20 protein-coding genes are annotated in these 24121 nt (G+C 67.8%); 6 read left to right on the forward strand and 14 right to left on the reverse strand.

Annotation, left to right across the window (positions count from 1 at the left end; all coding sequences use genetic code 11):
* Nucleotides 1–65 precede the first annotated feature (65 nt).
* Together K5L49_RS07895 and K5L49_RS07900 are read left to right on the forward strand one after the other, a co-directional pair.
* The gene (locus K5L49_RS07895; protein ID WP_223691742.1) at nucleotides 66–1520 is read left to right on the forward strand and encodes a hypothetical protein; all 1455 of its coding nucleotides are present in this window, start codon (nucleotides 66–68) and stop codon (nucleotides 1518–1520) included.
* A 63-nt stretch (nucleotides 1521–1583) separates the two neighbouring features.
* Nucleotides 1584–2405, forward strand: coding sequence for an oxygenase MpaB family protein (locus K5L49_RS07900; RefSeq protein WP_223691743.1), 822 nt, complete (start codon nucleotides 1584–1586; stop codon nucleotides 2403–2405).
* Nucleotides 2406–2443: 38 nt separating this feature from the next.
* Here the strand turns inward: K5L49_RS07900 and K5L49_RS07905 are convergent, their stop codons facing one another.
* From K5L49_RS07905 to K5L49_RS07915, 3 genes are all read right to left on the reverse strand, one after another.
* Nucleotides 2444–3577, reverse strand: coding sequence for an FUSC family protein (locus K5L49_RS07905; RefSeq protein ID WP_223691744.1), 1134 nt, complete (start codon nucleotides 3575–3577; stop codon nucleotides 2444–2446).
* Nucleotides 3577–6120 carry an ATP-dependent helicase gene (locus K5L49_RS07910; RefSeq protein ID WP_223691745.1) on the reverse strand — a complete coding sequence of 848 codons (2544 nt, stop codon included), beginning with the start codon at nucleotides 6118–6120 and terminating at the stop codon, nucleotides 3577–3579. The genes K5L49_RS07905 and K5L49_RS07910 overlap by 1 nt, the downstream gene beginning before the upstream one ends.
* A 127-nt stretch (nucleotides 6121–6247) precedes the next feature.
* The gene (locus tag K5L49_RS07915; protein WP_223691746.1) at nucleotides 6248–7291 is read right to left on the reverse strand and encodes a glycerophosphodiester phosphodiesterase family protein; all 1044 of its coding nucleotides are present in this window, start codon (nucleotides 7289–7291) and stop codon (nucleotides 6248–6250) included.
* Between the two features lie 63 nt (nucleotides 7292–7354).
* Here K5L49_RS07915 and K5L49_RS07920 point away from each other — a divergent pair, with 63 nt between their 5' ends.
* Together K5L49_RS07920 and K5L49_RS07925 are read left to right on the forward strand one after the other, a co-directional pair.
* Entirely contained in the window at nucleotides 7355–7906 is a 552-nt protein-coding gene (locus tag K5L49_RS07920) for a hypothetical protein (protein ID WP_223691747.1), read from the forward strand.
* 43 nt (nucleotides 7907–7949) lie between these two features.
* Nucleotides 7950–8744, forward strand: coding sequence for a Bax inhibitor-1/YccA family protein (locus tag K5L49_RS07925; RefSeq protein WP_223691749.1), 795 nt, complete (start codon nucleotides 7950–7952; stop codon nucleotides 8742–8744).
* A 70-nt stretch (nucleotides 8745–8814) separates the two neighbouring features.
* Here K5L49_RS07925 and guaA read toward each other — a convergent pair whose 3' ends face one another.
* The 7 genes from guaA to K5L49_RS07960 all read right to left on the reverse strand — a co-directional run bounded on the left by guaA (nucleotide 8815) and on the right by K5L49_RS07960 (nucleotide 16790).
* The gene (gene guaA / locus K5L49_RS07930; RefSeq protein WP_223695266.1) at nucleotides 8815–10407 is read right to left on the reverse strand and encodes a glutamine-hydrolyzing GMP synthase; all 1593 of its coding nucleotides are present in this window, start codon (nucleotides 10405–10407) and stop codon (nucleotides 8815–8817) included.
* On the reverse strand, nucleotides 10403–10852 hold the full coding sequence (locus tag K5L49_RS07935; RefSeq protein WP_223691751.1) for a DUF3817 domain-containing protein: 450 nt from the start codon (nucleotides 10850–10852) through the stop codon (nucleotides 10403–10405). Before K5L49_RS07935 ends, guaA begins: the two co-directional genes overlap by 5 nt.
* Nucleotides 10853–10869: 17 nt before the next feature.
* Entirely contained in the window at nucleotides 10870–11652 is a 783-nt protein-coding gene (locus K5L49_RS07940; RefSeq protein ID WP_223691753.1) for an SURF1 family cytochrome oxidase biogenesis protein, read from the reverse strand.
* Nucleotides 11653–11697: 45 nt separating this feature from the next.
* Nucleotides 11698–13056 carry a cation:proton antiporter gene (locus K5L49_RS07945; RefSeq protein ID WP_223691754.1) on the reverse strand — a complete coding sequence of 453 codons (1359 nt, stop codon included), beginning with the start codon at nucleotides 13054–13056 and terminating at the stop codon, nucleotides 11698–11700.
* Between the two features lie 2 nt (nucleotides 13057–13058).
* A complete protein-coding gene (locus tag K5L49_RS07950) occupies nucleotides 13059–13589 on the reverse strand; it encodes a cation:proton antiporter regulatory subunit (protein WP_223691756.1) in 531 nt (176 codons plus the stop codon).
* A gap of 142 nt (nucleotides 13590–13731) precedes the next feature.
* Nucleotides 13732–15627, reverse strand: coding sequence for a glycerol-3-phosphate dehydrogenase/oxidase (locus K5L49_RS07955; protein ID WP_223691757.1), 1896 nt, complete (start codon nucleotides 15625–15627; stop codon nucleotides 13732–13734).
* A gap of 44 nt (nucleotides 15628–15671) precedes the next feature.
* Nucleotides 15672–16790, reverse strand: coding sequence for a GuaB3 family IMP dehydrogenase-related protein (locus K5L49_RS07960; protein ID WP_223695267.1), 1119 nt, complete (start codon nucleotides 16788–16790; stop codon nucleotides 15672–15674).
* Between the two features lie 71 nt (nucleotides 16791–16861).
* Between K5L49_RS07960 and K5L49_RS07965 the strand changes: the two genes are divergently transcribed.
* The gene (locus tag K5L49_RS07965) at nucleotides 16862–18013 is read left to right on the forward strand and encodes a MalY/PatB family protein (protein ID WP_223691758.1); all 1152 of its coding nucleotides are present in this window, start codon (nucleotides 16862–16864) and stop codon (nucleotides 18011–18013) included.
* Between the two features lie 51 nt (nucleotides 18014–18064).
* Here the strand turns inward: K5L49_RS07965 and K5L49_RS07970 are convergent, their stop codons facing one another.
* The 3 genes from K5L49_RS07970 to groES form a co-directional block, all read right to left on the reverse strand.
* Entirely contained in the window at nucleotides 18065–19753 is a 1689-nt protein-coding gene (locus K5L49_RS07970) for an ABC-F family ATP-binding cassette domain-containing protein (protein WP_223691759.1), read from the reverse strand.
* Between the two features lie 140 nt (nucleotides 19754–19893).
* Nucleotides 19894–21396, reverse strand: coding sequence for an IMP dehydrogenase (gene guaB, locus K5L49_RS07975; RefSeq protein ID WP_223691760.1), 1503 nt, complete (start codon nucleotides 21394–21396; stop codon nucleotides 19894–19896).
* Between the two features lie 171 nt (nucleotides 21397–21567).
* Entirely contained in the window at nucleotides 21568–21864 is a 297-nt protein-coding gene (gene groES, locus K5L49_RS07980; RefSeq protein ID WP_022893833.1) for a co-chaperone GroES, read from the reverse strand.
* 134 nt (nucleotides 21865–21998) lie between these two features.
* On the opposite strand from groES, the gene K5L49_RS07985 reads away from it, so the two are divergent.
* Entirely contained in the window at nucleotides 21999–23192 is a 1194-nt protein-coding gene (locus K5L49_RS07985; RefSeq protein ID WP_223691761.1) for a class I SAM-dependent methyltransferase, read from the forward strand.
* A gap of 87 nt (nucleotides 23193–23279) precedes the next feature.
* On the opposite strand, the gene K5L49_RS07990 is transcribed toward K5L49_RS07985, so the two are convergent.
* Complete coding sequence (locus tag K5L49_RS07990) at nucleotides 23280–23954, reverse strand: DUF4190 domain-containing protein (protein WP_223691762.1); 675 nt, start codon at nucleotides 23952–23954, stop codon at nucleotides 23280–23282.
* Between the last annotated feature and the right edge of the window lie 167 nt (nucleotides 23955–24121).

Genomic DNA, 24121 nt, shown 5'->3' on the forward strand with positions numbered 1-24121 from the left:
CCATTTCTCCACCGTTCCCATCCGGCGCATCCCACCGCCACCTGGTCCGGGCGAGCGTGGATCCCATGACTCATCGCATCACGACATTCGTCACCGCCTTCGCCATCACCGCCTTCCTCCTCTTCGTCACGGTCGTCGCCTCGGCCTCGGGTGCGCGGGCGCTCACCTCGAACGGACACGGCGCCGGCTACCTCTCGAACACCGGATGGTGGCTCGGCTCCTACTCCCTCGACGACGGCTCACGCGGCTTCTGCCTCCAGGCCGGCCGCCCCAGTCCCATCGGCCACCTCTCCGACTATGTCGACGGCGACACGCTCGGCTGGTTCACGCCCGATCAGGCCGCGAAACTGGCATACATCTCCCGTTCCTGGGCGGCCACCACAGATCGGACCACGGCCGCAGCCGGGCAGATCGCCACCTGGATGATCTCCGGGCTGAACGGCAAGACACCGGAGGCGTACGCCGAACGAGCCGGCGCGGATGCCGCCGTCGTACTCGCCCGAGCCCGCGCCATGCTCGATCAGGCCGAGCGCGAAGCCAGCCGGGGTGTCACCGCGACGACGACGATCGAGCTGTCCGAGACGGGCGCCGGCCGGATGCGGGTCGACCTCGCCGTCGGTCGGCTCTCCGGTGAGGCTCTGGCCACCCCCGGCGCGCAGAGCGGCCGCGTCGAGCTGACGGGTGCGAGGTTCGCCGATGGAACAGACACGGCCGAGGTGCAGAACGGAGTCGATCTTCCGATCGTCCCGACCGGAACCGCATCGACGGTGACCGTGTCTGCGCGGGCGACCTTCGCCTCGCTCCCCTACGGCAGCCAGCTCCGGGTCGCCGTCCCCCGCAACGATGCGCAGGCTGTCCTCGTCGCCATCCCTGCCAGCGCCGGGGCCACGGCCTCCGCCGATCACACCGGAGCCTCACCGTTGCCGTTTCAACCGCGGGTGTCAACAGTGACCAGCGCCGCCACGGCGACCCCCGGTTCGACCGTCACCGACCATCTCACTGTCGATGTCGAGCTCCAAGACGACCTCCTACCCACCTGGGCGGTGTACGAGACCGCCGACGGCTTCGAGCCGGTTACTGCCGTCATCGAGAGCCGGCTCCTCGGGCCGATCGCCGGCGGTATCCGGCCGGCACCGACTGTTCCAGTCGACGCACCGGTCGTCTGCACGGTGGAGGTCGTCGTCACCGGCCCCGGCGAATATGAGACACCGCCGTGCACACTCACCGTCCCCGGTGACTACGTCTGGGTGGAGATCATCGATCCCGCACGAACGCCGGCCGACCAGGGCGGAACCCGGATGCGCCCCTGGAAGTCGTCGTTCGGCGTCGCTTCGGAGATCACACGCGTGCCGGCGCCGCCGACAACGGCCGCGGCGACCGAGCTGGCCGACACCGGATCTGCGCCCGCGGGCGGCGTGTGGGCGGGCGTCGCCGCCGTCGTGGGCGGGTCCGCCGTCGCGGCACTCGCCGCCGTCCGCAACCGGCGCACGAGCCACGCATCGAAGCGGGTGCGGTCATGATCGCGCTCCGGCGCACGCCCCTCCGTTCCGACTCTTCGCAGACTTCCCGTGCAGGATGTGGGCGTGAACACTCCGCTCGCGGGCTCCCTCACGGCCACAGACGTCGCCGGCGAGGCGCTCTACCTGGCCGGGGGCGGCCGAGCCCTCCTACTGCAGATCGCGCATCCGGCGATCGGCCGCGGGGTGGTGGAGCACAGCGACTTCGCCCATCGCCTGATGGAGAGACTGCACGCAACGATGACTTTCGTCTACGCCTCGGTGTATGCCACCCCCGAGGAGTTCGCGGCCGTGCGCCGCTCGGTGAACCGCGCCCACGCGCCGGTGCACGCGGAGGCCGACGGCGAGCGACCCTCCTACAACGCCTACGATCCCGAACTTCAGCTGTGGGTGGCCGCGACGCTGTACGAGACGATGATGACACTGTACGAGCGGTTCTTCTCCCCCCTCCCGGCCGCCGACGCCGACCGCATCTATCGGGAATTCACGTCACTCGGCTCGGCGCTGCAAGTTCCACAGCAGAACTGGCCGGCCGATCGCGCGGCCTTCGCCGACTACTGGCAGGAGACGCTGCGAACGCTGCGGCCGACCCCCGACACACGGAAGGTCGCCCGTCAGATCCTCTATCCCCGAGGGGTGCCGCTGTGGCTCCGAGGGCTCTTCCCCCAAGCCCGCCTGGTGACGGCCGGGCTCCTTCCGGAGCGGTTGCGCGACGACTTCGGCCTCCCCTGGAACGACCGCACCGCCCGCCGCTTCGAACGATGGATGCGCGTGGCCGAGGCGGTCTATCCGCGGCTCCCCACATCCCTGCGCCACCGGCCGAAAGAGCTGTACCTGAGGCGCTTGCGTCGCACTCTCCGAGACGAGAAGGCCACACGAGCCCGCTGACGGCGACGCGAACGATCCGAAAGCCACACGTTCAGCTCTCACCCCTGCGACCGCCGCAACCTCCCCTCCCGCTCGAACCAGCTCGCCCCGAGCACGAGAAGCATGCCGACAGCGGCACCGAGAGCGGTCTCCAACACCCGGTCGACAGCCAGCACGCCGAGTGGCACCGGGCTCACCAGATGCGAGACCGACAGGGCCATCGGCGTGACGAACACCAGAGCGGCGCCGTAGTGCCGGCCGACGAGGATCTCGGCGAACAGCTGGCAAACGACGATGATGACGATGATCACGATCGGGGAAGGAGACCAGAACAGCAGCACGACGGTCGCCACCACCCCCGCGACCGTCCCGACGACCCGATGCACCGCGCGGGAGATCGAATGCGCGGCCCGCGCGGGCGGGATCACCGCGACGAGACTCACGACCGCCCAATAGGCATGGCCGAGGCCGAACAGCAGAGCGACCCCTCCGGCGATCACGACGCCGACGACGTTCTGCGCGATCGCCAGCCAGACCCGCCCATCCCGAACAGCCCCACGATCCACGACCGGGCGCCGAGTGAGGTCTTTGAAGAGCTGAGCCCCCACCGTGCCGTTCGGCGAATCGCTCGGCGCCGAATCGCTCGGCGCCGACTCGCGCGACACGTGCGAGGCCCGCCGCGCATCAGCCCGAGCACGCAGGTGCCGAACGCCCCAACCAGACATCGTCAACAGCCACGAGAAGGCGGCGGCGGCCGCGGCGAGGCCGAGACGCAGGCCCACCTCCGAACCGGGGGTCGGGATCGCGCCGCACACCAGCAGCGCGAAGACGAAGAACAGCGGTTGGGCGGGCAACAACTGGAAGGTCGCGGCGAGCAGGATGCCGGCCGCCACGACGACGAGGAGCGCCGGGATGAGCAACCACAGCGGCTCGCCCGCCAGGGCGACCAGAACGCCCAACGCGATAGCGACGAGAAGAGCCACCCCGGCAACGGAAACACTGCGGATGCGCAACCGGTACGGCTCGTTGCGTCCGTACAGGGCGGTGAACGCGCCGAACGTGGCATACGCTGCCAAATCGAGACGGTCAACCGCGAGCAGGATGAGCAGCGGCACGGCCACGGCGAGAGCAGCGCGCGCCCCCACCTCGATGCTGACAGGAGCAGGCGAGGCCGATACGCCCGCGGTCGGCATCAGAGCTTTTCGATCGGAGCGATCTTGATGAGGAGCTTCTTCGCGCCCACCTTCTCGAACTGCACATGAGCCACCCGTTTGGCGCCCTCACCGGTCACATTCGTCACACGGCCGTCACCGAAATCCGTGTGGCGGATGCGGTCGCCCGAGACGAGCTCGAGGTCACCGTTGTCGCGCACCTGACCCGTCACCCGGTTGGGCCACTCGGCTTTCGGGCGGGAGGCGGCACCCGACGAGAACCCGCTCGACGTCAGGCTGTCGTTCCACCGCGAACCGGTGCCGCCGGCCAGACCAGGCTTGCGTGCGTTGAGCGCACGCGACTGCGTTCCACCGCGGCCATTGGCCATGCCGGGCGACTGCTTCCACTCGATGAGATCGGCCGGGATCTCCTGAAGATACCGGCTGGGCATGGCGACCGCGGTCTCACCGAACTGGGCCCGGGTCATCGCCAACGACAAGAACAGCCGCTTCTTGGCCCGAGTGATGCCCACATAGAACAACCGGCGCTCCTCGGCCGGGCCGCCCGGCTCGTTGGCAGACATGCGGTGGGGAAGAAGATCCTCCTCGATGCCGGTGAGGAAGACCGCGTCATATTCGAGGCCTTTCGCCGTGTGCAAGGTCATCAGCGAGACCGTGCCACTGGAGTCGTCGATCTCATCGGCGGCCGCCACCAGCGAGACCTCGGTGAGGAAGTCAACCAGACCGCCGTCCGGGTTATTGCGCGCGAACTCGCGGGTCACGGCCACGAGCTCGTCCACGTTCTCGGCGCGGGCCTCGTCTTGCGGGTCGCGGCTGTTGCGCAGCACATCGAGGTAGCCGCTCCTGTCGAGCAGGAAAGAGAGGATGTCGGCGACGGCGGAGACACCCGCCGGATTCGCCGGGTCGATCATGGCGGCGGCCTCGTCGAGCAGCGCGGACAACTGCAGGATCGCCGCCGTGACTTTGGGACCGAGACCGAGCGACCCGGCGTCGCGCATCGCCTGCCGGAACGTGACCCCGTTGTCGTCCGCATAGCTGCCGAGCTGGGTCTCGGTGGCCGGACCGATACCGCGTTTCGGCGTGTTCAGAATGCGCCGCAGAGCGAGCATGTCGTCGGGGTTGGCCACCGTGATCAGGTAGGCCATCGCATCCTTGATCTCGGCACGCTCGTAGAACTTCGTTCCACCCATGATGCGGTACGGCAGCGCGGACCGGATGAAGATCTCTTCGAGCGCACGGGTCTGGGCGTTGGTGCGGTAGAAGACGGCGATGTCTTTGTACGCCATGCCCCCACCGTGCAGCTTCTCGATCTCATCGGCGACGAACTGGGCCTCGTCGTGCCCGGAATACCCCGTGAAGCCGACGATCTTCTCACCGTCGCCCACCGCAGTCCACAGCTTCTTGTCTTTGCGGTCGAAATTGTTGGCGATCACCGAGTTGGCGGCGCTCAGGATGTTCTGGGTCGAGCGGTAGTTCTGCTCCAGCAGCACGACCTTGGCGCCCGGGAAGTCCCGCTCGAACTCCACGATGTTGCGGATGTCGGCACCGCGGAAGGCGTAGATGGACTGGTCGGAGTCGCCGACGACGGTCAGCGAGGCGCCGGGGATGACACCCACCGCATCGCGCATGGACTCGACGTGGTGGCCCTGCGCCTCCAACTCGTCGGCGATGGCGGGCGCGATGGGCATGGTCAGCTCGCGGATGAGGGAGTACTGCGCGTGGTTCGTGTCCTGGTACTCGTCGACCAGGATGTGCCGGAACCGACGCTGGTAAAGCGCGGCGGTCTTCGGAAACGCCCGGAACAGGAAGACGGTCTCGGCGATGAGGTCGTCGAAGTCGAACGCGTTGGCGGAGCGCAGCTGGCGGGTGTACTGCCGGAAGATCTCGAGGAACATAACCTCCTGCGGGTCGCTCAGGTTGGCCGTGCGGGCATACGTCTCGATGTCGGTCAACTCGTTCTTGAGCTTCGAGATGCGGTTGGCGGCCCCAGCGACAGTGAAACCGAGGGTGTCGGCGTCGAGCCCCTTGATGATGCGCTTGAGCAGGGCGCGGCTGTCGCCCGAATCGTAGATGGTGAAACTGTTCGTCTTGCCGATCGTCTCGGCCTCGCGGCGGAGGATGCGAACGCACGCCGAGTGGAACGTCGAGATCCACATCCCCTGGGCCGCGCCACCGAGGAGGGCCTCGACGCGTTCGCGCATCTCGGCCGCAGCCTTGTTGGTGAACGTGATCGCCAGCACTTGGCTCGGCCACGCCTCGCGGCTCTCGATCAACCCGGCGATGCGTCGGGTGAGCACACTCGTCTTGCCCGAGCCGGCGCCGGCGACGATGAGAAGAGCCGCGCCGCGGTATTCGGCCGCCACGCGCTGCTGGGGGTTGAGCCCGGCGAAGAGCCTCTCTTTGGCGGCGTCACCGCCCTCGGCGCCCGAACCGCGTGCAGACCCGGCACCGCGCGCAGAGCCCGCGCCCGCGTCGCCGCCCGACGGCCAGCCGTCGAGGATGATCGGGGTGGCGGAGGGCACAGCGGGGGTGGGCGAAGGACCGGGGTCGGAGAGGCTCGTCATGTCTCCACCGATTTTAGTCGCCGCCACCGTCATCCGCGGTCGCCCGCGAACCGAGGGCACCGACGTGCCCCGCGCACGCCGAAAGCACCGACGACCGGAACCGCCGACTGCACGAGGATGCCGCGGCTCAGTGCCCGTCGCGCACGGCGACGGCGAGATCGGGGTGGTCGGCGAACACCCCGTCCACGCCCGAACGCAGCACAGCGGAATACATCTCCGCCCAATCGCCCCAGGCACTCGTGAGCTCACCGACCCGGAACTCCGGGGGCAGGAACGCGTTCTCGGGCCGAAGCGTCCAGCAGTAGACACCGAGCCCGGCGGAGTGCGCCGAGTCGACGAGGTCGAATGCCAGCGCCTCGTCGTCGTCCGGCGCTGCCGGGACCCGCTTGGTGGGGAGCAGCAGCGAGGTCTCGACGCTGATCCCGTCCACCCGGTCGGCGGGGGCGGCCGACGCGAGCGCGTAGAGGCCCATGGCAGTGAGGTCGTCGCTGTACGCCGGGGCGGCCGAACCGAGCGCCGCCACCCGATCGGCCGGGGCGCCCGCCGCTTCGAGCAGGTAGACACGCCGGCCGCGATGGCCCCGCCGGTAGAGCTGCCCCAGCACCGTCTTCTCGAAGCTCTCGACCACGAGTTCGGGGTTGTCGGCCCAGCCGGCCTCGGCCAGCTCCGCCGAGAACAGTTCGTCCAGAGGCAGGCCGATCGACTCGAAATAAGTGGCGTGTTTGAGCTCGGCGACGATTCCGAGCAAACGAGCGACGTCTTGTGACGCACGGTCGACGATGTCGAAGAGGTCGCGCATCCGCAGAATCGGGTAGCGGCCGTCGAAGGTCGAGCTGGCCTGCCGAACGCCCGCCAGCCTCTCCCTGGCACGCAGAGTGGCCAGCTCCGCCCAGGTGAAGTCCTCGGTGAACCAGCCGGTGAGCCGAGCGCCGTCGATCTCCTTCGTGGTGCGGCGGTCCGCGAACTCGGGATGCGTGGCCACGTCGGTCGTGCCCGAGATCTCGTTCTCGTGCCGCAGCACGAGAACGCCGTCTTTCGTGGCCACCAGGTCGGGCTCGACCGCATCGGCACCGAGCGCGAACGCCAACTCGTATGCCGCCCTCGTGTGCTCGGGGCGGTAGCCCGATGCGCCCCGATGCCCGATCACGAGCGGGGCCGTGTGCGCTCGCATGGACCGATCCTAGCCCGCGCTCGGGGGCTGGTCGCCCGCGCATCCGGGTGACAGAATCGTCCCGTGTCCGCCCCGGAATCATCCGTGCCGTCCCGCTGGCGCGAGCCCGCCACCCGACTCGAGCTGCACTGGGGGCGCTACCGGCCGCGCCTGATCGGGGGTCTCGCCGCGGTCGTGGCCGGAACCGGGCTCATCCTGATGACGAGCGCCTACAGCCTGCCGCTGCTGCTGATCGGCTCCCTGCTGCAGCCGGCCGGGTGGGCGGTGCTGCCGTCCACGATCGGGCGTCGGGTGGCGGTGGTCGTCCCCTGCCTCGGTTTCACCTGGCTCATGCTCGGCGGCTCCGGGTTCGCCTGGTGTTTCACCGTCCCGCTGGCGGCCTGGCTCCTGGTGCGGCTGCGCCCGCTGCTGTCGTTCGTCGTCCTCGTGTTACCGATCGTCTCCAGCCTGATCCTGGCCCGCGTCGTGACCGACTACTGGCAGACCTGGGTGTCGATCCTGGTGAGCACCCTGGTGATCGTGGCGGCGGCCTGGCTGGGCCGGCTCCTCGCCATCCTGGCCGATTCAAGGCAATCTGTCAGACCTCTCAGAAACGCACCGGATAGATTGGACTGAAACGCGGTCATCCCCCGACCCACGACGTGAGCAAGAGGACCAAATGTCTACCTCGAATCCGGCATTTTCGCGAACGCCCGCCTTCCAGAGCGGAGCGACGGCGGCGACACTGAGCGCCGAGAACCTGCAGGAGATGTACGAATCCCCGTCGGCCAACGCGGTCGACACCGACCGCATGACGGTCGAGGACACCGTCGTCAAGACGGCGATCAGCTTCGGCGTCCTGCTCGTCGGCGCCCTCATCGGCTGGGTCGTCCCGGTGCTCTGGATCCCGGCCGCCATCGTCGGCCTGGTGCTGGCGTTCGTCAACATCTTCAAGAACCGTAAGAAGCCGTCGCCGGCGCTCACCCTCGCCTACGCCGGTGCACAGGGTGTCTTCATCGGCGGCATCTCCGTCTTCTACGAGTCGGAGTGGGGCGGCATCGTCCTGCAGGCCGTCATCGGAACGGTCGTCGTGGTCGGCGTCACGCTCGCGCTCTTCGCCAGCGGCAAGATCCGCGCCTCGGCGAAGGCCACCAAGGTCTTCTTCATCGCCATGATCGGCTACCTGCTGTTCTCGGTGATCAACATGATCCTCGTCTGGACGGGCGCCAACAGCGACCCGTGGGGCTTGAGCGGTTCAGTCAAGATCTTCGGCATCCCGCTCGGGCTGGTCATCGGCGTTCTCGTCGTGATCATGTGCGCATACTCCCTCGTGCTCGACTTCGACGCCATCCAGCAGGGCGTGAAGAACCGGGCCCCGCGGGTCTGGGGCTGGGCCGGCGCGTTCGGCATCATGGTCACCGTGATCTGGCTCTACTTCGAGCTGCTCCGCCTCTTCGCCATCGCGCGAAACTAGCGGCACACGAACGAGAAGAAGGGCCGGGATGCGCATCGCATCCCGGCCCTTCCGCCGTTGACGGGGAGGGTCACTCCCACTCGATCGTTCCCGGTGGCTTCGACGTGACGTCGAGCACGACCCGGTTCACACCGTCCACCTCGTTGGTGATGCGGTTGGAGATCTTGGCCAGAACATCGTATGGCAGTCGCGTCCAGTCGGCGGTCATGGCGTCTTCGCTGGAGACGGGGCGCAGCACGATCGGATGGCCGTAGGTGCGCCCGTCGCCCTGCACGCCCACGGAGCGGACATCGGCGAGCAGCACGACCGGGCACTGCCAGATCTCGGCGTCCAGGCCGGCGGCGGTGAGCTCCGCGCGAACGATCGCGTCCGCATCCCGCAGCAGCTCGAGGCGCTCGTGGGTGACCTCGCCGACGATGCGGATGCCGAGACCAGGGCCGGGGAACGGCTGGCGGCCGACGATGACCTCCGGAAGACCGAGCTCACGGCCGATGGCGCGCACCTCGTCTTTGAACAGCGTGCGCAGCGGCTCCACCAGTTCGAACTGGAGGTCTTCCGGCAGGCCGCCGACGTTGTGGTGGCTCTTGATGTTGGCCGTGCCGGTTCCGCCGCCGGACTCGACGACATCCGGGTAGAGGGTGCCCTGCACCAGGAACCGGATGGGGTCGCCCTCGCTGGCCGCCTCGGCGATCAGATCGCTCTGGGCCTGCTCGAAGGTGCGGATGAACTCGCGGCCGATGATCTTGCGCTTGGTCTCCGGGTCGCTCACGCCGGCGAGCGCGTCGAGGAACTGCTTCTCGGCGTCGATCGTGACCAGGCGCACACCGGTGGCCTTGACATAGTCCTCTTCGACCTGCCGACGCTCGTCTTTGCGCAGCAGCCCGTGGTCGACGAAGACGCAGACGAGCTGGTCGCCGACGGCCTTGTGCACGAGGGCGGCCGCCACAGCGGAGTCGACCCCGCCGGAGAGACCGCAGATGACCTTGCCCGAGCCGACCTGGGCACGGATGGCCGCCACCTGGTCGGCGATCACGTTGCCGCTGTTCCAGTCGGCGGGGATGCCGGCGGCGCGGTGCAGGAAGTTCTCGAGCACGGCCTGGCCGTGCGCCGAGTGCTTGACCTCGGGGTGCCATTGCACGCCGTAGAGCTTCCGCTCGTCGTTAGCGAACGCCGCCACGGGTGTGGATGCCGTGGAGGCGAGAACCTGGAAGCCCTCGGGCGCGCGCGACACGGAGTCGCCGTGGCTCATCCAGGCGGTCTGCTCGTCGGGCTGCCCCGCCAGCAAGCTGCCCGCTCCGTGACTGGCCGCGTCGGTGACGGTGACGTCGGTGGAACCGTACTCGCGCTGACCGGTGTGGGCGACCTCGCCGCCGAGGGCGGTCGCCATGACCTGGAAGCCGTAGCAGATGCCGAGCACGGGCACGCCGAGGTCGAAGATCGCCGAGTCGAACTGCGGCGCACCCTCTTCGTAGACGCTCGACGGTCCGCCCGAGAGCACGATGCCGACCGGGTTCTTGGCGGCCACCTCGGCCGCCGTGACGGTGTGCGGCACGATCTCGGAGTAGACGCTCGCCTCGCGGACGCGTCGGGCGATCAGCTGCGCATACTGTGCGCCGAAATCGACGACGAGAACAGGGCGGGTGGCTGCGGGCTCGGTACTAATTTGATGCCTCCACGAGGGTCGCTTCTTCGGCCTCCCGGCCGGCCAGATAAGACTTCACCTGCTTGCTGATGCGGGCTTCGACGAAGAACGACAGGAACGGGATGACACCGCCGAGGGCGATCTCCACGAACTTCACGGCGTTCCACCGCATCAGGCTCCACAGGCGGAAGTCGGAGAACAGGTAGACCACGTACAACCAGCCGTGCGCGATCAGGATGCCGGTGCTGAGGTCGACACCCGTCGGAGCCACTGCCGTCTTCACCGGCACGAAGGCGAACACACCGTAGTTGCTGAACGCGAAGAGCTGGTAGCCGAGGATGTACTTGATGACCATCTCCACGCACAGCAGCAGCAGCATGATGCCGGTCACGTACGCGAAGACCTGGTAGAACTTGAGGGCCCCCCGGATCTTCGGGAAGTCTTCAGGTTTGGGGGCGAGGGGCATGGGTCCAGTCTACTTTCCTAAAGCCGGGCCGCCGGCTCGCGCTCCAGCTCCCGCAGCTCGTCTTCCTTCTCTTTGGCATCCTTCACGAGACGGAACCAGAAGAAGATGGCGAACCCGGCGAACACGATCCATTCGGCGGCGTAGAAGATGTTGAGCCAGTTGAGCGTGCTCCCCTGGATCGGCGGCGGCGAATCGATCTTCACCAGCCCCTCCGGCGGCGTGCGCTCGACGACGTATGCAGAGAACACATCCGTGCCGTCGACTCCGGTCCAGAGGTTGTAGAGCGCCGCGGCCGACATGGTGGACATCACGGTGGGATGCGCCTTGTCGGTGGGCACCACCGGTGCCTCGGTCGGCAGCAGCCGACCGACGATGGTCTGCGAGGTTTGCGGTTCGTTCGCCAGGCGGGCGAGCACCGACTCGGCGGTGGCCTTGTCGGCCGCCCATCCGCGGGCGACGGCCATGGCGACCGGATGCCCGTCGGCATCGTCGCCCTGAACGGTCACGTGGGCCACCACCCACCAGCCGGCGGTGCCGTAGTTCAACCGGCCCTCCAGCAGCTGGTAGTCGGTGGGCACGAACGACCCGGTGAAGGTCACATACTGACCGGTGGCCTTCTCCTCGATCGGACCGTTCGGTTTCGCCACCTGAGCGAGCGGGAGCACGGTCTCGCTCGGAGCGTCGATCACCTTGCCCGACTCGATGGCTCGTTCGAGCTGCCACTGGCCGAGCGCAGCGAAGCCGGCGGCCAGTGCGAGGCAGAGGACGAGCGCACCGATCCAGCGAGGGCGCAACATCATTCGGAACAGCGTCGTCTCTTCGCTGTCGGTGGTCTCGCTAATGGTTCAGTCCCGCTTTCGGTCCCCGGTGATGTCTTGCTGCTGCATGGCCTGGTCGACCACCCGGTCGATGGCCTGCCGGGTGTCGTCGGAGTGCTTGTCCGACTCGAGGTCGGCTGTCGCCGCTTCCACGAGCGCGATCTCCTCGTCGAGCATGGGATCGCGTTCTTTGGTGGCGGAGCGCTTCTTCTTCGATGATTTTCCGGTCCGCAGAATCATCCCACCGATCTTCTCGGAGTTTGCTGCGAGCAGGGGGCCGATGACGGCCATGATGAGCACGTAGAGCCCCGCGAACGGCTGTATTCGCTCATCCAGCCCCGCACTCAACGATAGCGTCGCGAGGATCAGGGCGAACTCTCCGCGGTTCTGGAGGATGACGGTGGTGTTGATTCCCGCTTGCGCGCCCATCCCGTTCAGCCAGGCCACGAACTGGCCGGCGAGGATGTTGAGCACGATCGTGAGCACCACGGCCAGCAACACAGGCACGACCACGTCAGGGAACTTCGCGGGGTTGAGTGCGAGACCGAAGTTGAGGAAGAAGAAGGCGGCGAACACGTCGCGCAACGGGATGGCGATCTGCTCGATCTTCTTGCGGTACTTCGTGGCACCGAGGACGAGCCCGATCAGGAACGCGCCGATCGCATCCGTGACCCCGAGCACCTCGCCGATGCCGGCGAACAGCACCGCGAAGCCGAAGAACAGGATGGTGAAGAGTTCGTCGTCTTTGGTGTGGAACAGCCGCGAAACATACCGCCCGCCCCACCGCGCGATGGTGAACATCACCACGAGGAAGGTGAACGCGATCGCGAGCTTGCCGACGATCGGCCAGAAGTCGGTCTCGCCGCTCAGCACCACCGAGACGATCGCGAGGTAGATCGCGATGAAGATGTCTTCGACGACGGTGACGCCGAGGATCATCGGTGTCTCTTTGTTGGCGAGCCGCTTCAGCTCGATGAGCAGCTTGGTGACGATGGCGCTGGAGGAGGTGGCCGTCATCCCAGCCACGATGAGCGCCTCACGGGTGCCCCAGCCGAGCATGAACCCGAACGCGAGGCCGACACCCATGTTGACGACGATGTACGAACCGCCGGAGATGATGAGTTTGCCGAAGTTGCCGAAGAACTCGTCTTGATCGAACTCGAGTCCGAGATTGAACAGGAGCAGGATCAGACCGAAGATCGCGATCAGTTCGATGTAGTTCGACTCGAAGTTGAGCGGGAACCAGCCGGTGTGCGGGCTGGCCAGCAACCCGACGAGCATATAGATGGGAATCGCGGGGAGACCGATCAGCTTGCCGAGACGCCCGAGCACGTAGGCCACGAGCAGGAGGATGCCGAGAATGATGAGGTCTTCGCCGAGATGCATGACTACCCCCCGGGCGGTGCGTCTACGGTGATGCGCGCGGGCAGTTCACCGGTACGGAAGAAAGCGAACGCCTTCGCCACTTTCTCGGGCGATCCGGCGACGACGAGGGTGTCACCGGGGAAGACCTTGAAGTCGGGGGCGGGCGCCGGGTTGGCGGATTCGCCGCGCACGACGGCGACGACGGTGAGCCCGACGAAGCCTCGGTCGCCCGGCGCGCCGAGCTGCTGGCCGGCGATGTAGTCCTCGTAGTCGACCGAGAACCAGTCGATGCTGAGCCCGGGGATCTGGTCGAGGGCGGTGAGCGACTCGGTGATCTGCGTTCCGCCGAGCAGCTCGGCGAGGGTGTGCGCCTCGTCTTCGCTCAGCCGCAGCGAGACCTTCGTCACATCAGCGCCGTCTTCGTGATCCGAGAAAGTGATCAGGTCACTGTGTCCCGACCGGTGCGCGATGACACCGACCTTCCCTCCGTCATCGGTGACGAAGGTGTGCAGCACCCCGACCCCGGGGAGCTTGACCCGTCGAACGTCAACCATTTTCCGTCTCCATAAACATTGGGGGCAGTCAGAAAAGAATACCGGACCCTCCTGAAGGTGGCTCCGGGTTTCGTGGTGTAGTGGGGCCGTGCGGTCGGCGCGCACCGGTTTCGACCGGGTCGCACACCGACCGCCGCCCGCGCTACTCGCCCGCCTGCGCGGGCGGTTCCGTCGAGCGTTTCGTCGACGCCGGCTTGGTGGCAGCAGGTTTGGTGGGGGCCGGCTTGGTGGAGGCCGGCTTGCGCGGGGCGCGTGCCCGCGTCGCCGCGCGAGCCTCCTTCGCCATCTTCGCCGCAGCGGCGTCGACGTCCACGATGTCCGGCGCTTCGAGACGGATGCGGTCGGCCGACTCGTCGTCGGGCTGCAATTGGCTCGCACGTTCGGCGGCGACCCGCTCGAGGTAGGTCTGCACCTCACGATCTTCGCGCGCCTTGTTCCAGCCGAGCACACCGGCCATCAGTTTCGCCGCGACCGGTGCGGCGGAGACGCCCCGGTCCCAGGCCTCGATCGAGATGCGGGTGCGCCGGGCGAGCACATCCTCCAGGTGCAGGGCACCCTCGTTGGTGGCCGCGTAGACCACCTCGGCTCCGACATAGTCGTCAGCGCCGGGCAGCGGTTCGGCCAGCGCCGGATTCTCGCGGATCAGGGCGAGGATGTCTTCGGCCAGCGTGCCGTACCGATTCAGGAGGTGCTCGATGCGCGCGACGTGCAAGCCGCTCTCGGAGGCGATCCGTCCGCGCTTGTTCCAGGCCGCCTGATAGCCCTCAGCACCGACGAGCGAGATCTCCTCCGTCGTGCTGCGCGGGATCTTGCCGTCGAGCGCGTCGACGGCCGCGTCGATCGCATCCTTCGCCATGATGCGGTAGGTGGTCCACTTGCCGCCGGCGATCACCACGAGGCCCGGAACCGAGTGCGCCACGAGGTGCTCCCGGGAAAGCTTCGAGGTCTGCTCCGACTCGCCGGCCAACAGCGGGCGCAGACCGGCATAGACGCCCTCCACATCCTCGCGCGTCAGGGGCACGCCCAACACGGAGTTGACGTGCGCCAGCAGGTAGTCGATGTCGGCCGCGGTGGCGGCGGGATGCGCCTTGTCGAGATGCCAATCGGTGTCGGTCGTGCCGATGAGCCAGTGGCGTCCCCACGGGATGACGAAGAGCACGCTCTTCTCGGTGCGCAGCAGAAGCCCCATCTTCGACTGGAACCGGTCGCGCGGAACGACGAGGTGGATGCCCTTCGACGCCCGTACCTTGAACTGGCCGCGCTCCCCCACCATCGCCTGGGTGTCGTCGGTCCAGACACCGGTGGCGTTCACCACCTGCTTGGCATGGATCTCGAACCGCTCATCGGTCTCCAGATCGTGGGCTTGCACGCCGACGACGCGTTCGCCGACCTTCAGAAAGCCTTCGACGCGCACGCGGGTGGCGACATGGGCGCCGTAGTGCGCCGCGGTTCTGGCCAGGTTGGCCACGTAGCGGGCGTCATCAACCTGGGCGTCGTAGTAGGTGATGCCGCCCACCAGCGCGTCGTTCGCGAGGCTCGGGATGGCGCGCTGCACCTGCCGCTTGCTCAAGTGGCGGTGGTGCGGCACCCCCGGCGGCCTCAGTCCTGTGTAGGAGAAGATGTCGTACAGCAGCATGCCGGCCCCGACATACGCCCGCTCGACGACCCGCTTCTTCAACGGGTAGAGGAAACGCACCGGTTTCACCAGGTGAGGGGCGATCCGCTGCAGCAACAGACCGCGCTCGATCAGTGCCTCGCGCACCAGACGGAAGTCCAGCTGCTCGAGGTAACGGATTCCGCCGTGCACCAGCTTCGACGACCGGCTCGAGGTGCCGGACGCGAAGTCCCTGGCCTCCACGAGACCCACCGAAAGCCCGCGGGTCACGGCATCGACGGCGCTCCCGGTGCCGACGATGCCGCCACCGACCACGAGGATGTCGAGTTCGGTCTCTTTGAGCGCGCGGATCGCGTCGGCGCGTTCGGCCGGGCCGAGTCGTGACGAAAACGACACGGTGGGGGTTGAAGTGGACTCGTTCATGACCATCGTTCTCTCCCTTTCCCAGCCGTCCTCGGCCGGGTGCTCTAGTGCGCGTTGTACGGCGCGACGACGACTTCGACGCGCTGGAACTCCTTCAGATCCGAGTAGCCGGTGGTGGCCATCGAGCGCCGCAGCGCCCCGACCAGGTTCGCGGTGCCCTCGGCGACGGGGGCCGGACCGTAGAGGATCTCCTCCAGCGGTGCCACCTGGCCGACGGCGACACGGTTGCCGCGCGGAAGCTGCGAGTGGTGCGCCTCGGCGCCCCAGTGCCAGCCACCGCCGGGAGCGTCGGTGGCGCGGGCCAGCGTCGAACCCAGCATCACCGCATCCGCACCGCAGGCGATCGCCTTGACGATGTCGCCCGAACTGCCGAGGCCGCCGTCGGCGATGACGTGCACATAGCGTCCGCCCGACTCGTCCATGTAGTCGCGTCGCGCGCCGGCCACGTCGGCCACGGCGGTCGCCATGGGCGCGTGGATGCCGAGGGTCGATCGGGTCGTGGAGGCCGCTCCCCCGCCGAAACCGACAAGCACGCCGGCGGCGCCGGTGCGCATGAGGTGGAGGGCGGCGGTGTAGGTGGCTGCGCCGCCGACGATCACCGGCACATCCAGCTCGTAGATGAACTTCTTGAGGTTCAGTGGTTCGACGTTCTTCGAGACGTGCTCGGCCGACACGGTGGTGCCGCGGATGACGAACAGGTCGACACCGGCCGCCACGACGGTCTCATAGAGCTCCTGGGTGCGCTGCGGGGAGAGCGCGCCGGCAACGGTGACGCCGGCCTCGCGGATCTCCGCCAACCGGCTGGTGACCAGCTCGGGCTTGATCGGCTCGGAGTAGATCTCCTGCATCCGCGCCGTCGCCTTGGCGGTGGGCAGGTCGCGGATCTCCGCGAGCAGGGGTTCCGGGTTCTCGTACCGGGTCCACAGACCCTCCAGGTCGAGTACGCCGAGCCCGCCCAGCTGTCCCATCATGATCGCCGTCGTCGGCGACACGACCGAGTCCATCGGCGCCGCGAGGAACGGAATGGAGAACTGGTAGGCGTCGATCGACCACGACACCGAGACATCCTCGGGGTCGCGGGTTCGCCGGCTCGGCACAACCGCGATGTCGTCGAAGGCATAAACGCGGCGAGCGCGCTTGGCGCGCCCGATCTCAATCTCCATACTCACCCGATCAGTCTATGGCGAGGGCGCGCCGGATGCGCCGAACGCGTCGTTCGCGGCAGAGTGTACGCATGACGATCCAGGCCGATCCCCTCGAGAAGCTGCGCACCAGGACGAGCGAAAAGTGGCGAGCCTACCCCGACGATGTGCTCCCCCTGTTCGTCGCCGAGATGGACTATCCGCTGGCCGAGCCGATCGCCGCGGCCCTCCGCTCCGCGATCGACCGCTCCGACACGGGATACATCGGCCCGGACGACCGGGTTCAGCGAGCCTTCGCGAGGTATGCCGCCGACACCTGGGACTGGCCGGTGGAACCGCACCGGGTCAGCACGACGACGGATGTGAGCGTCGTCATCGTCGAATCGCTGCGGCTGGCGATCCGCCCGGGCGACCGCGTGATCATCACTCCGCCGGTCTACCCGCCGTTCTTCGGAATGATCCCGGAGGCCGGTGGCGTCGTCGAGGAGGTACCCCTGCTCGTCGGCGACGACGGCTGGTCGCTCGACCTCGCCGGCATCGAGCGCGCGTTCGCGGCCGGCGCCCGGGCCCTGCTACTCTGCAACCCGCACAACCCGCTCGGCCTGGTTCACAGCCGCAGCGATCTGACAGCGCTGGCCGATCTCGCGGCCCGGTTCGACGCGGTCGTCGTCAGCGACGAAGTGCATGCGCCGCTCACCCACTCCGATGCCGAGTTCGTCCCGTTCCTCGATGTCTCCGACGCCGCTCGTGAGCACGGCATCGCCGCGCACGCCGCCAGCAAAGCCTGGAACCTCGCCGGACTCAAATGCGCGCAGTTCGTCACCGCGAGCGACCGGATGACCGACCTCCTCAGCGCCCTGCCGTTCGAGGTCGAGGTGCGCACCAGCCACTTCGGGCGGATCGCCACCGAAGCCGCCTACACCGCCGGCGGCCCCTGGCTGGCCGAGGTGCTCGCCGACGTCGAGATGAACCGACGGCTGCTGGCGACCCTCCTCACCGAGTACCTTCCCGGGGTGCGCTATCGGGAGCCCCGGGCGAGCTACCTGGCCTGGCTCGACTTCCGGGCGCTCGGCTGGGGCGACGACCCGAGCATCCCGGCGCTCGACCGCGGTCGTGTGGCGCTCATCCCCGGCCCCGCTTTCGGCGCTCCCGGTGCCGGCTTCGCTCGCCTCAACTTCGCCTGCTCCCCCTCGATCCTCACCGAGGCCGCCCTTCGCCTCGCCGCCCTGGACCCCCTTCGTTGACAGGCGGCAGACGCATCGAGAACAGCGCGAAATCGATGCTTCTGCCGTCTCTCAGCGGGCCCGCGTGACGCGAGACTCGGTCCAGACCGGGGTCCCGGATTCGGTGACGGTACCGTCGGCGCCGAAGACCAGGAAGCGGTCGAAGCCGCGAGCGAACCAACGGTCGTGCGTGACGGCGACGACGGTGCCCTCGAAACCGCGCAGCCCGTCCTCGAGGGCCTCGGCCGACACGAGGTCGAGGTTGTCGGTGGGCTCGTCCAGCAGCAGCAGAGTGGCACCGGAGAGTTCGAGCAACAGAATCTGCAGTCGTGCCTGCTGCCCGCCGGAAAGCGACTCGAAGGTCTGCTCGCTTGAAGAAGCAAGGCCGTAGCGGTCGAGAACGCGACTCGCCGCATCCCGGGGCAGGCCGGCACGGAAGTCGTCTCCGCGGTGCAGGATCTCGAGCAGGCTGCGCCCGACCAGCTCCGGATGTTCGTGGGCCTGCGCGAACAGGCCGGGCATCACGCGCGCGCCCAGCTTCGCGACACCGGTATGCGGAACGGGTGAGCCCGCCTGATCCGCCGAGGCGAGATGCCCCGCAGCCGGATCGGGGTCGGTTCCGCCGGAGGCGAGCAATCGCAGGAAGTGCGATTTGCCGGAACCGTTCGAGCCGAGCACGGCCACCCGCTCGCCGAACCAGATCTCACCGCTGAACGGGCGCATGAGACCGGTCAGTTCGAGGTCGAAGAACTCCGCCACGCGGCGGCCGGTGCGGGCCCCGGCGAGGCGCATCGTCACGTTCTGCTCGCGCGGCCTGGCCTGAGGCGGCCCGGCCGCGAGGAACCGGGCGAGCCGCGACTGCGCCGCCTGGTAGGCATTCGCGAGGTCGCTGTTGTATTTCGCCTTCTGCTTGAACCGCAGCACCAGCGCCTTCAATTTGGTGTGTTCCTCATCCCAGCGACGGCGGAGTTCGTCGAGCCGCGCCATCCGTTCGTCCCGCGCAGCGTGGTAGCCGGCGAATCCGCCACCGTGCGTCCACGTGGTGTTACCCGCTGCGCCGAGCTCCAGTGTGATGATGCGCTCTGCTGCATTCGCAAGCAGTTCCCTGTCGTGCGAGACGACGAGAACGGTCTTGGGCGTGGCCCGGAGCTGCTCCTCCAGCCACCGTTTGCCTGGAACATCGAGATAGTTGTCCGGCTCGTCGAGCAGGAGCACCTGCTCCGGGCCGCGCAGCAGGGCCTCCAGCACCAGCCGCTTCTGTTCACCGCCCGAGAGCGTCGTCACATCGCGGTGTTGAGCACGCTCGAACGGGATGCCGATGGCCGCGATAGTGCAGCTGTCCCAGACCACTTCCTGGTCGTATCCGCCTGCATCCGCGTACTCTGCGAGCGCCGAGGCGTACGCCAGCTGCGTGTCGGTCTCATCGCGTGCGATGATCGCCTCTTCAGCGGCCGCCAGCGCGTCCGCCGCGTTCCGCACAGCGCGGGGCGCGACCGACACCAGAAGGTCGCGCACTGAACGTCCGTCGCGAACGTGTCCGATGAACTGGTCCATCACGCCCAGGCCGCCGTCGATGCCGATGCTTCCTGCATCCTGGCCGACCTCGCCCCGGATGATGCGCAGCAGCGTGGACTTTCCGGCCCCGTTTGCACCGATCAGGGCCGCGACGGTGCCATCACCCACGCGGAACGACACGTCGTCGAGCAGCGGGCGGCCATCGCCCAGCGCATAACCGATCCCCGACACGTCGATGTAGCCCACGTGAGTTCCCTCATCCGATGCGAGCCCGGCCTCCGGGCGCCCGTGTCGACCGAGCCTTCCAGCCTAGACGGCGGAAACACGAGATGCCAGTCTCTGCGGAGCCTGCGCGGGACCCGCCGAGACCGGCATCGCGCGAGGCGTCAGCGACGGTAGTTGGGCGCTTCGACGACCATCTGCACATCGTGCGGGTGCGACTCTTTGAGCCCGGCCGCGGTGATGCGCACGAACTTGCCGCGCTGCTTGAGCTCGGGGATGGTGCGGGCGCCCACGTAGAACATCGACTGGCGCAGCCCGCCGATCAGCTGATAGGCCACGGCCGCGAGCGGACCACGGTAGGGCACCTGGCCCTCGATGCCTTCTGCGATCAGCTGCTCATCGCTCGGAACGTCCGCCTGGAAGTAGCGGTCGCGTGAGTACGAGGTCTTCTTGCCCCGGGTCTGCAATGCGCCGAGCGAGCCCATCCCGCGGTAGTTCTTGAACTGTTTGCCATTGACGAAGACGAGGTCGCCTGGCGATTCGTCGCACCCGGCGAGCAGGGAGCCGAGCATGACGGTGTCAGCGCCGGCGACGAGGGCTTTCGCGATATCGCCCGAATACTGCAGGCCGCCGTCGGCGATGAGCGGAACCCCGGCCTCGCGCGCCGCGAGGGAAGCCTCGTAGACGGCGGTGACCTGCGGGACTCCCACACCGGCGACCACGCGGGTGGTGCAGATGGAGCCCGGGCCGACGCCGACCTTGATCGCGTCCGCACCGGCGTCGATGAGCGCCTGTGCGCCCGAGCGCGTGGCCACGTTGCCGCCGATGACATCCACATGGGAGGCGCGCGGCTCGGACTTGAGCCGTCGGATGATGTCGAGCACACCGGCGCTGTCACCGTTGGCGGTGTCGACGACGATCACGTCGACTCCGGCGTCGACGAGCGTCATAGCGCGGTCCCAGGCGTCGCCGAAGAAGCCGATCGCGGCGCCGACACGGAGACGGCCCTCGGCATCCTTGGTGGCGTTCGGGTATTTCTCGCTCTTGTCGAAGTCTTTCACCGTGATGAGGCCGCGCAGCTTGCCGTCCGCGTCGATGAGTGGAAGCTTCTCGATCTTGTGCTGCGCGAAGATCGCGACGGCCGAGTCGGGGTCGATGCCGACCGGCGCGGTGATGAGCGGCTGGCGGGTCATCACATCGCGGACGAAAGTCGTAGTGCGTTCGAACGGCGAGACGAATCGCATGTCGCGGTTCGTGATGATGCCGACGAGTGTTCCGTCCCCCTCGACGACGGGCAGACCGCTGACCCGGAACTGACCGCACAGTGCATCCACCTCTTCGACGGTGGCATCGGGTGTGGTGGTGACGGGGTTCGTGATCATCCCGGACTCGGAGCGCTTCACCTTGTCGACGTAGGCCGCCTGGTCTTCGATCGAGAGGTTGCGGTGCAGGATGCCGATGCCGCCGTGCCGCGCCATCGCGACGGCCATGCGTGACTCGGTCACCGTGTCCATCGCGCTCGACAGCAGCGGAGAGGCCACCGTGATGCGCTTGGTGAGGCGGGAGGACGTATCCGCCTCGCTCGGGATGACATCGGTGTGCCCGGGCAGGAGCATCACGTCGTCGTAGGTCAATCCGATGAAGCCGAACGGATCCGTCTGATCCATTTCACCCCTTTTGCGTCGCGAGAATGGGAGAATCCGCCCGCCTCGGCGCCACGGATAATCAATGGTAACGGCAGAATGGCGGGGTTTTATTCCGTGCGGCCGGCCGGGATTCGCTGCAGAGACGACGAAGGCCCGGATGCCGAAGCATCCGGGCCTTCGCGGGGGCTGTCGTCAGCGGACGACGACGGCCAGAACGTCGCGGGCGGAGAGGACGAGCAGGTCGTCGCCACCGAACTTGACCTCGGTTCCGCCGTACTTGGAGTAGATCACCTTGTCGCCGACGGCGACGTCGAGCGGGATGCGGTTGCCGTTGTCGTCGATGCGACCGGGGCCCACGGCGACGACTTCGCCTTCCTGCGGCTTCTCCTTGGCGGTGTCAGGGATGACCAGACCAGAAGCAGTGGTCTGCTCAGCCTCGACCTGCTTGATGACAATGCGATCCTCGAGCGGCTTGATGGAGACCGACACGGTTGACCTCTTTCTTACTAACACTGACTAGACGAAGACTGGAGTTAGCACACTCGCACTGAGAGTGCTAAGTCGAGTTTAGAGGGTTCATTAGCAGTCACGCAACGTGAGTGCCAAGAGGGTAGCGTGAAGGCATGGAACGCTCGGAGCTGCTCGAGGTGCTGTCCGCCGACGGCCTGCGGTTGCTCGACGCCCTGCCGCCCTACCGTTCGGCCGACGATGTGCTCAGAACAGTGAGCGATCTGCGCAAGGCCGGGCACTCCCCAGCCCTGGTCGCCGCCGTTCTCACACAGGCGAAACTCCGGGCGAAGGCGCAGTCGAAGTTCGGGCCGTTCGCCGATCGCATGCTGTTCACCGAGGCGGGACTGGAGCAGGCGACCCGCCTCGCCGTCGCCGCCCGGCACGCCGGCCGGTTCGCATCGGCCGGGTTCGGCCGCATCGCCGACCTCGGCTGCGGCATCGGCGGCGATGCGATGGCCGTGGCAGCTCTCGATCTGGAGGTCACCGCCGTGGAGGCGGACGAGGTGACGGCCGCGATCGCCAGCTACAACCTCGCGCCGTTCTCGAACGCCACCGTGCTGCACGATCGGGCCGAGAACATCGACCTGCGCGGTATCGACGGCGTTTTCCTCGACCCGGCCCGCCGCACGGCCGGCCACGGCCAGACCTCGCGCATCAGCGACCCCGACGACTATTCGCCGTCTCTCGGCTTCGCCTTCGAAATCGCCACGGGGCGATCGGTGGGGGTGAAGCTCGGCCCGGGTCTCGATCGCGACCTCATCCCGTCGTCCGCAGAAGCGCAATGGGTTTCCGTTGACGGGCAGCTGGTGGAGATGGGCCTGTGGTTCGGCGCGCTCGCCCGCCCGGGCATCCGACGCGCCGCCCTGCTGGTCACCTCGGACGACGCCCACGAGTTGACGGCCTCCCAGGACAGCGAAGACGCCGACACCGGACCGCTCGGCGAATACCTCTACGAACCCGACGGCGCCGTCATCCGCGCGCGCCTGATCGGCGATCTCGCCCGCGCGCTCGACGCCCGGATGCTGAGCGACGGCATCGCCTACCTCACCGGCGACACGGCGGTCAGCACCCCGTTCGCCGTCGGCTTCCGCGTGCTCGAGACGCTCCCGTTCCAGGAGCGAGACCTCAAGCGGGCCCTCCGCGAGCGCGGCATCGGCACGCTCGAGATCAAGAAGCGGGGGGTGGATGTCGACCCGGCCGCGTTGCGCAAGCGCCTATCGCTGAGCGGCACGGCCTCTGCCACGATCGTGCTCACCCGCGTCGGCGGCAAACACACGGCGCTCCTCGTCGAGCGCCTCGCCCGCTGACCCACCGACCGTGCGGCACGGACCGCCCCGCAACGACGAAGACCGGGCCGACGCTCGCGCGTCGCCCGGCCCTCGTGTGTCGGAAGATCAGTAGTTGTATCCGCTGGACGACAGCGCGAGGATCGCGATGATCAGCACGGCCCAGATGGCGAGCGAGAAGAAGATGCTCACGAAACCGGTGATGATACCGGTGAGCCAGAAGCCCTTGGCGGCCGGTTCCTTCTTCTTGCCGATGAAGCCGAGGATGACCGCGGCGACACCGAACGGGAAGCCGATGCCGTAGACCCAGCCGAGTACGACGCCGATGATGCCGCCGACCATCGACAGGATGCTGAGGATCGGGGACTTCGCCTGCGGGGCGTAGGGCTGCGCATAGCCGGGGGCGGGCTGACCATAGACCGGGGCGCCGTAGCCGGGCTGCTGGGCGTACGGCTGCTGCGGCTGGCCGTACGGCTGCTGCGGCTGGCCATAGGGCTGCTGCGGCTGGGCGTACGGCTGCTGCGGCTGGCCATAGGGCTGCTGCGGCTGGCCGTATGGCTGCTGCGGCTGCTGCGGCTGCTGGCTGTAGTCAGGCTGCGCAGTCGGTGCGACCGGAGGCGCAGGCGGGGCGACCGGAGGCGCGGGCGGAGCGTCGGAGACGGGCGCGGCAGGCGGGACCGGCGGAACGGCACCCGTGTTCTGCTCGGCCGCAGGGGCGGGCGGAACTGCGCCAGTCTGAGCGTTGGGATCCACCGGCTCGGCGGGCACGTTCGGATCGGTCATGAGGCCAATCTCCTTTTCTGAGAAACTGCTGTAGCGCTGCAATAGTGGCAGGCGGGTCTCAGAGGTGTCAACGAAGATGGCCCCCCGGTCGCGCCATCCCTTCAGACTATCCGTCGAGCGGCGTTTCATGCGGTACTTCGCAGAATTCGGCACGACGGTACGAGAGG

This window comes from Leifsonia poae (assembly GCF_020009625.1).
Lineage (GTDB): Bacteria > Actinomycetota > Actinomycetes > Actinomycetales > Microbacteriaceae > Leifsonia > Leifsonia poae_A.

Bases quoted from the DNA above. Each gene is read 5' to 3' on its own strand.
- K5L49_RS07925 (WP_223691749.1), top strand. From the start codon at position 7,950: ATGTCTACCTCGAATCCGGCATTTTCGCGAACGCCCGCCTTCCAGAGC.
- guaB (WP_223691760.1), bottom strand. From the start codon at position 21,396: ATGGATCAGACGGATCCGTTCGGCTTCATCGGATTGACCTACGACGAC.
- K5L49_RS07895 (WP_223691742.1), top strand. From the start codon at position 66: ATGACTCATCGCATCACGACATTCGTCACCGCCTTCGCCATCACCGCC.
- K5L49_RS07965 (WP_223691758.1), top strand. From the start codon at position 16,862: ATGACGATCCAGGCCGATCCCCTCGAGAAGCTGCGCACCAGGACGAGC.
- K5L49_RS07985 (WP_223691761.1), top strand. From the start codon at position 21,999: ATGGAACGCTCGGAGCTGCTCGAGGTGCTGTCCGCCGACGGCCTGCGG.
- K5L49_RS07945 (WP_223691754.1), bottom strand. From the start codon at position 13,056: ATGCATCTCGGCGAAGACCTCATCATTCTCGGCATCCTCCTGCTCGTG.
- K5L49_RS07935 (WP_223691751.1), bottom strand. From the start codon at position 10,852: ATGCCCCTCGCCCCCAAACCTGAAGACTTCCCGAAGATCCGGGGGGCC.
- K5L49_RS07915 (WP_223691746.1), bottom strand. From the start codon at position 7,291: ATGCGAGCGCACACGGCCCCGCTCGTGATCGGGCATCGGGGCGCATCG.
- K5L49_RS07960 (WP_223695267.1), bottom strand. From the start codon at position 16,790: ATGGAGATTGAGATCGGGCGCGCCAAGCGCGCTCGCCGCGTTTATGCC.
- K5L49_RS07955 (WP_223691757.1), bottom strand. From the start codon at position 15,627: ATGAACGAGTCCACTTCAACCCCCACCGTGTCGTTTTCGTCACGACTC.
- K5L49_RS07940 (WP_223691753.1), bottom strand. From the start codon at position 11,652: ATGATGTTGCGCCCTCGCTGGATCGGTGCGCTCGTCCTCTGCCTCGCA.
- K5L49_RS07910 (WP_223691745.1), bottom strand. From the start codon at position 6,120: ATGACGAGCCTCTCCGACCCCGGTCCTTCGCCCACCCCCGCTGTGCCC.
- K5L49_RS07905 (WP_223691744.1), bottom strand. From the start codon at position 3,577: ATGCCGACCGCGGGCGTATCGGCCTCGCCTGCTCCTGTCAGCATCGAG.
- K5L49_RS07950 (WP_223691756.1), bottom strand. From the start codon at position 13,589: ATGGTTGACGTTCGACGGGTCAAGCTCCCCGGGGTCGGGGTGCTGCAC.
- K5L49_RS07990 (WP_223691762.1), bottom strand. From the start codon at position 23,954: ATGACCGATCCGAACGTGCCCGCCGAGCCGGTGGATCCCAACGCTCAG.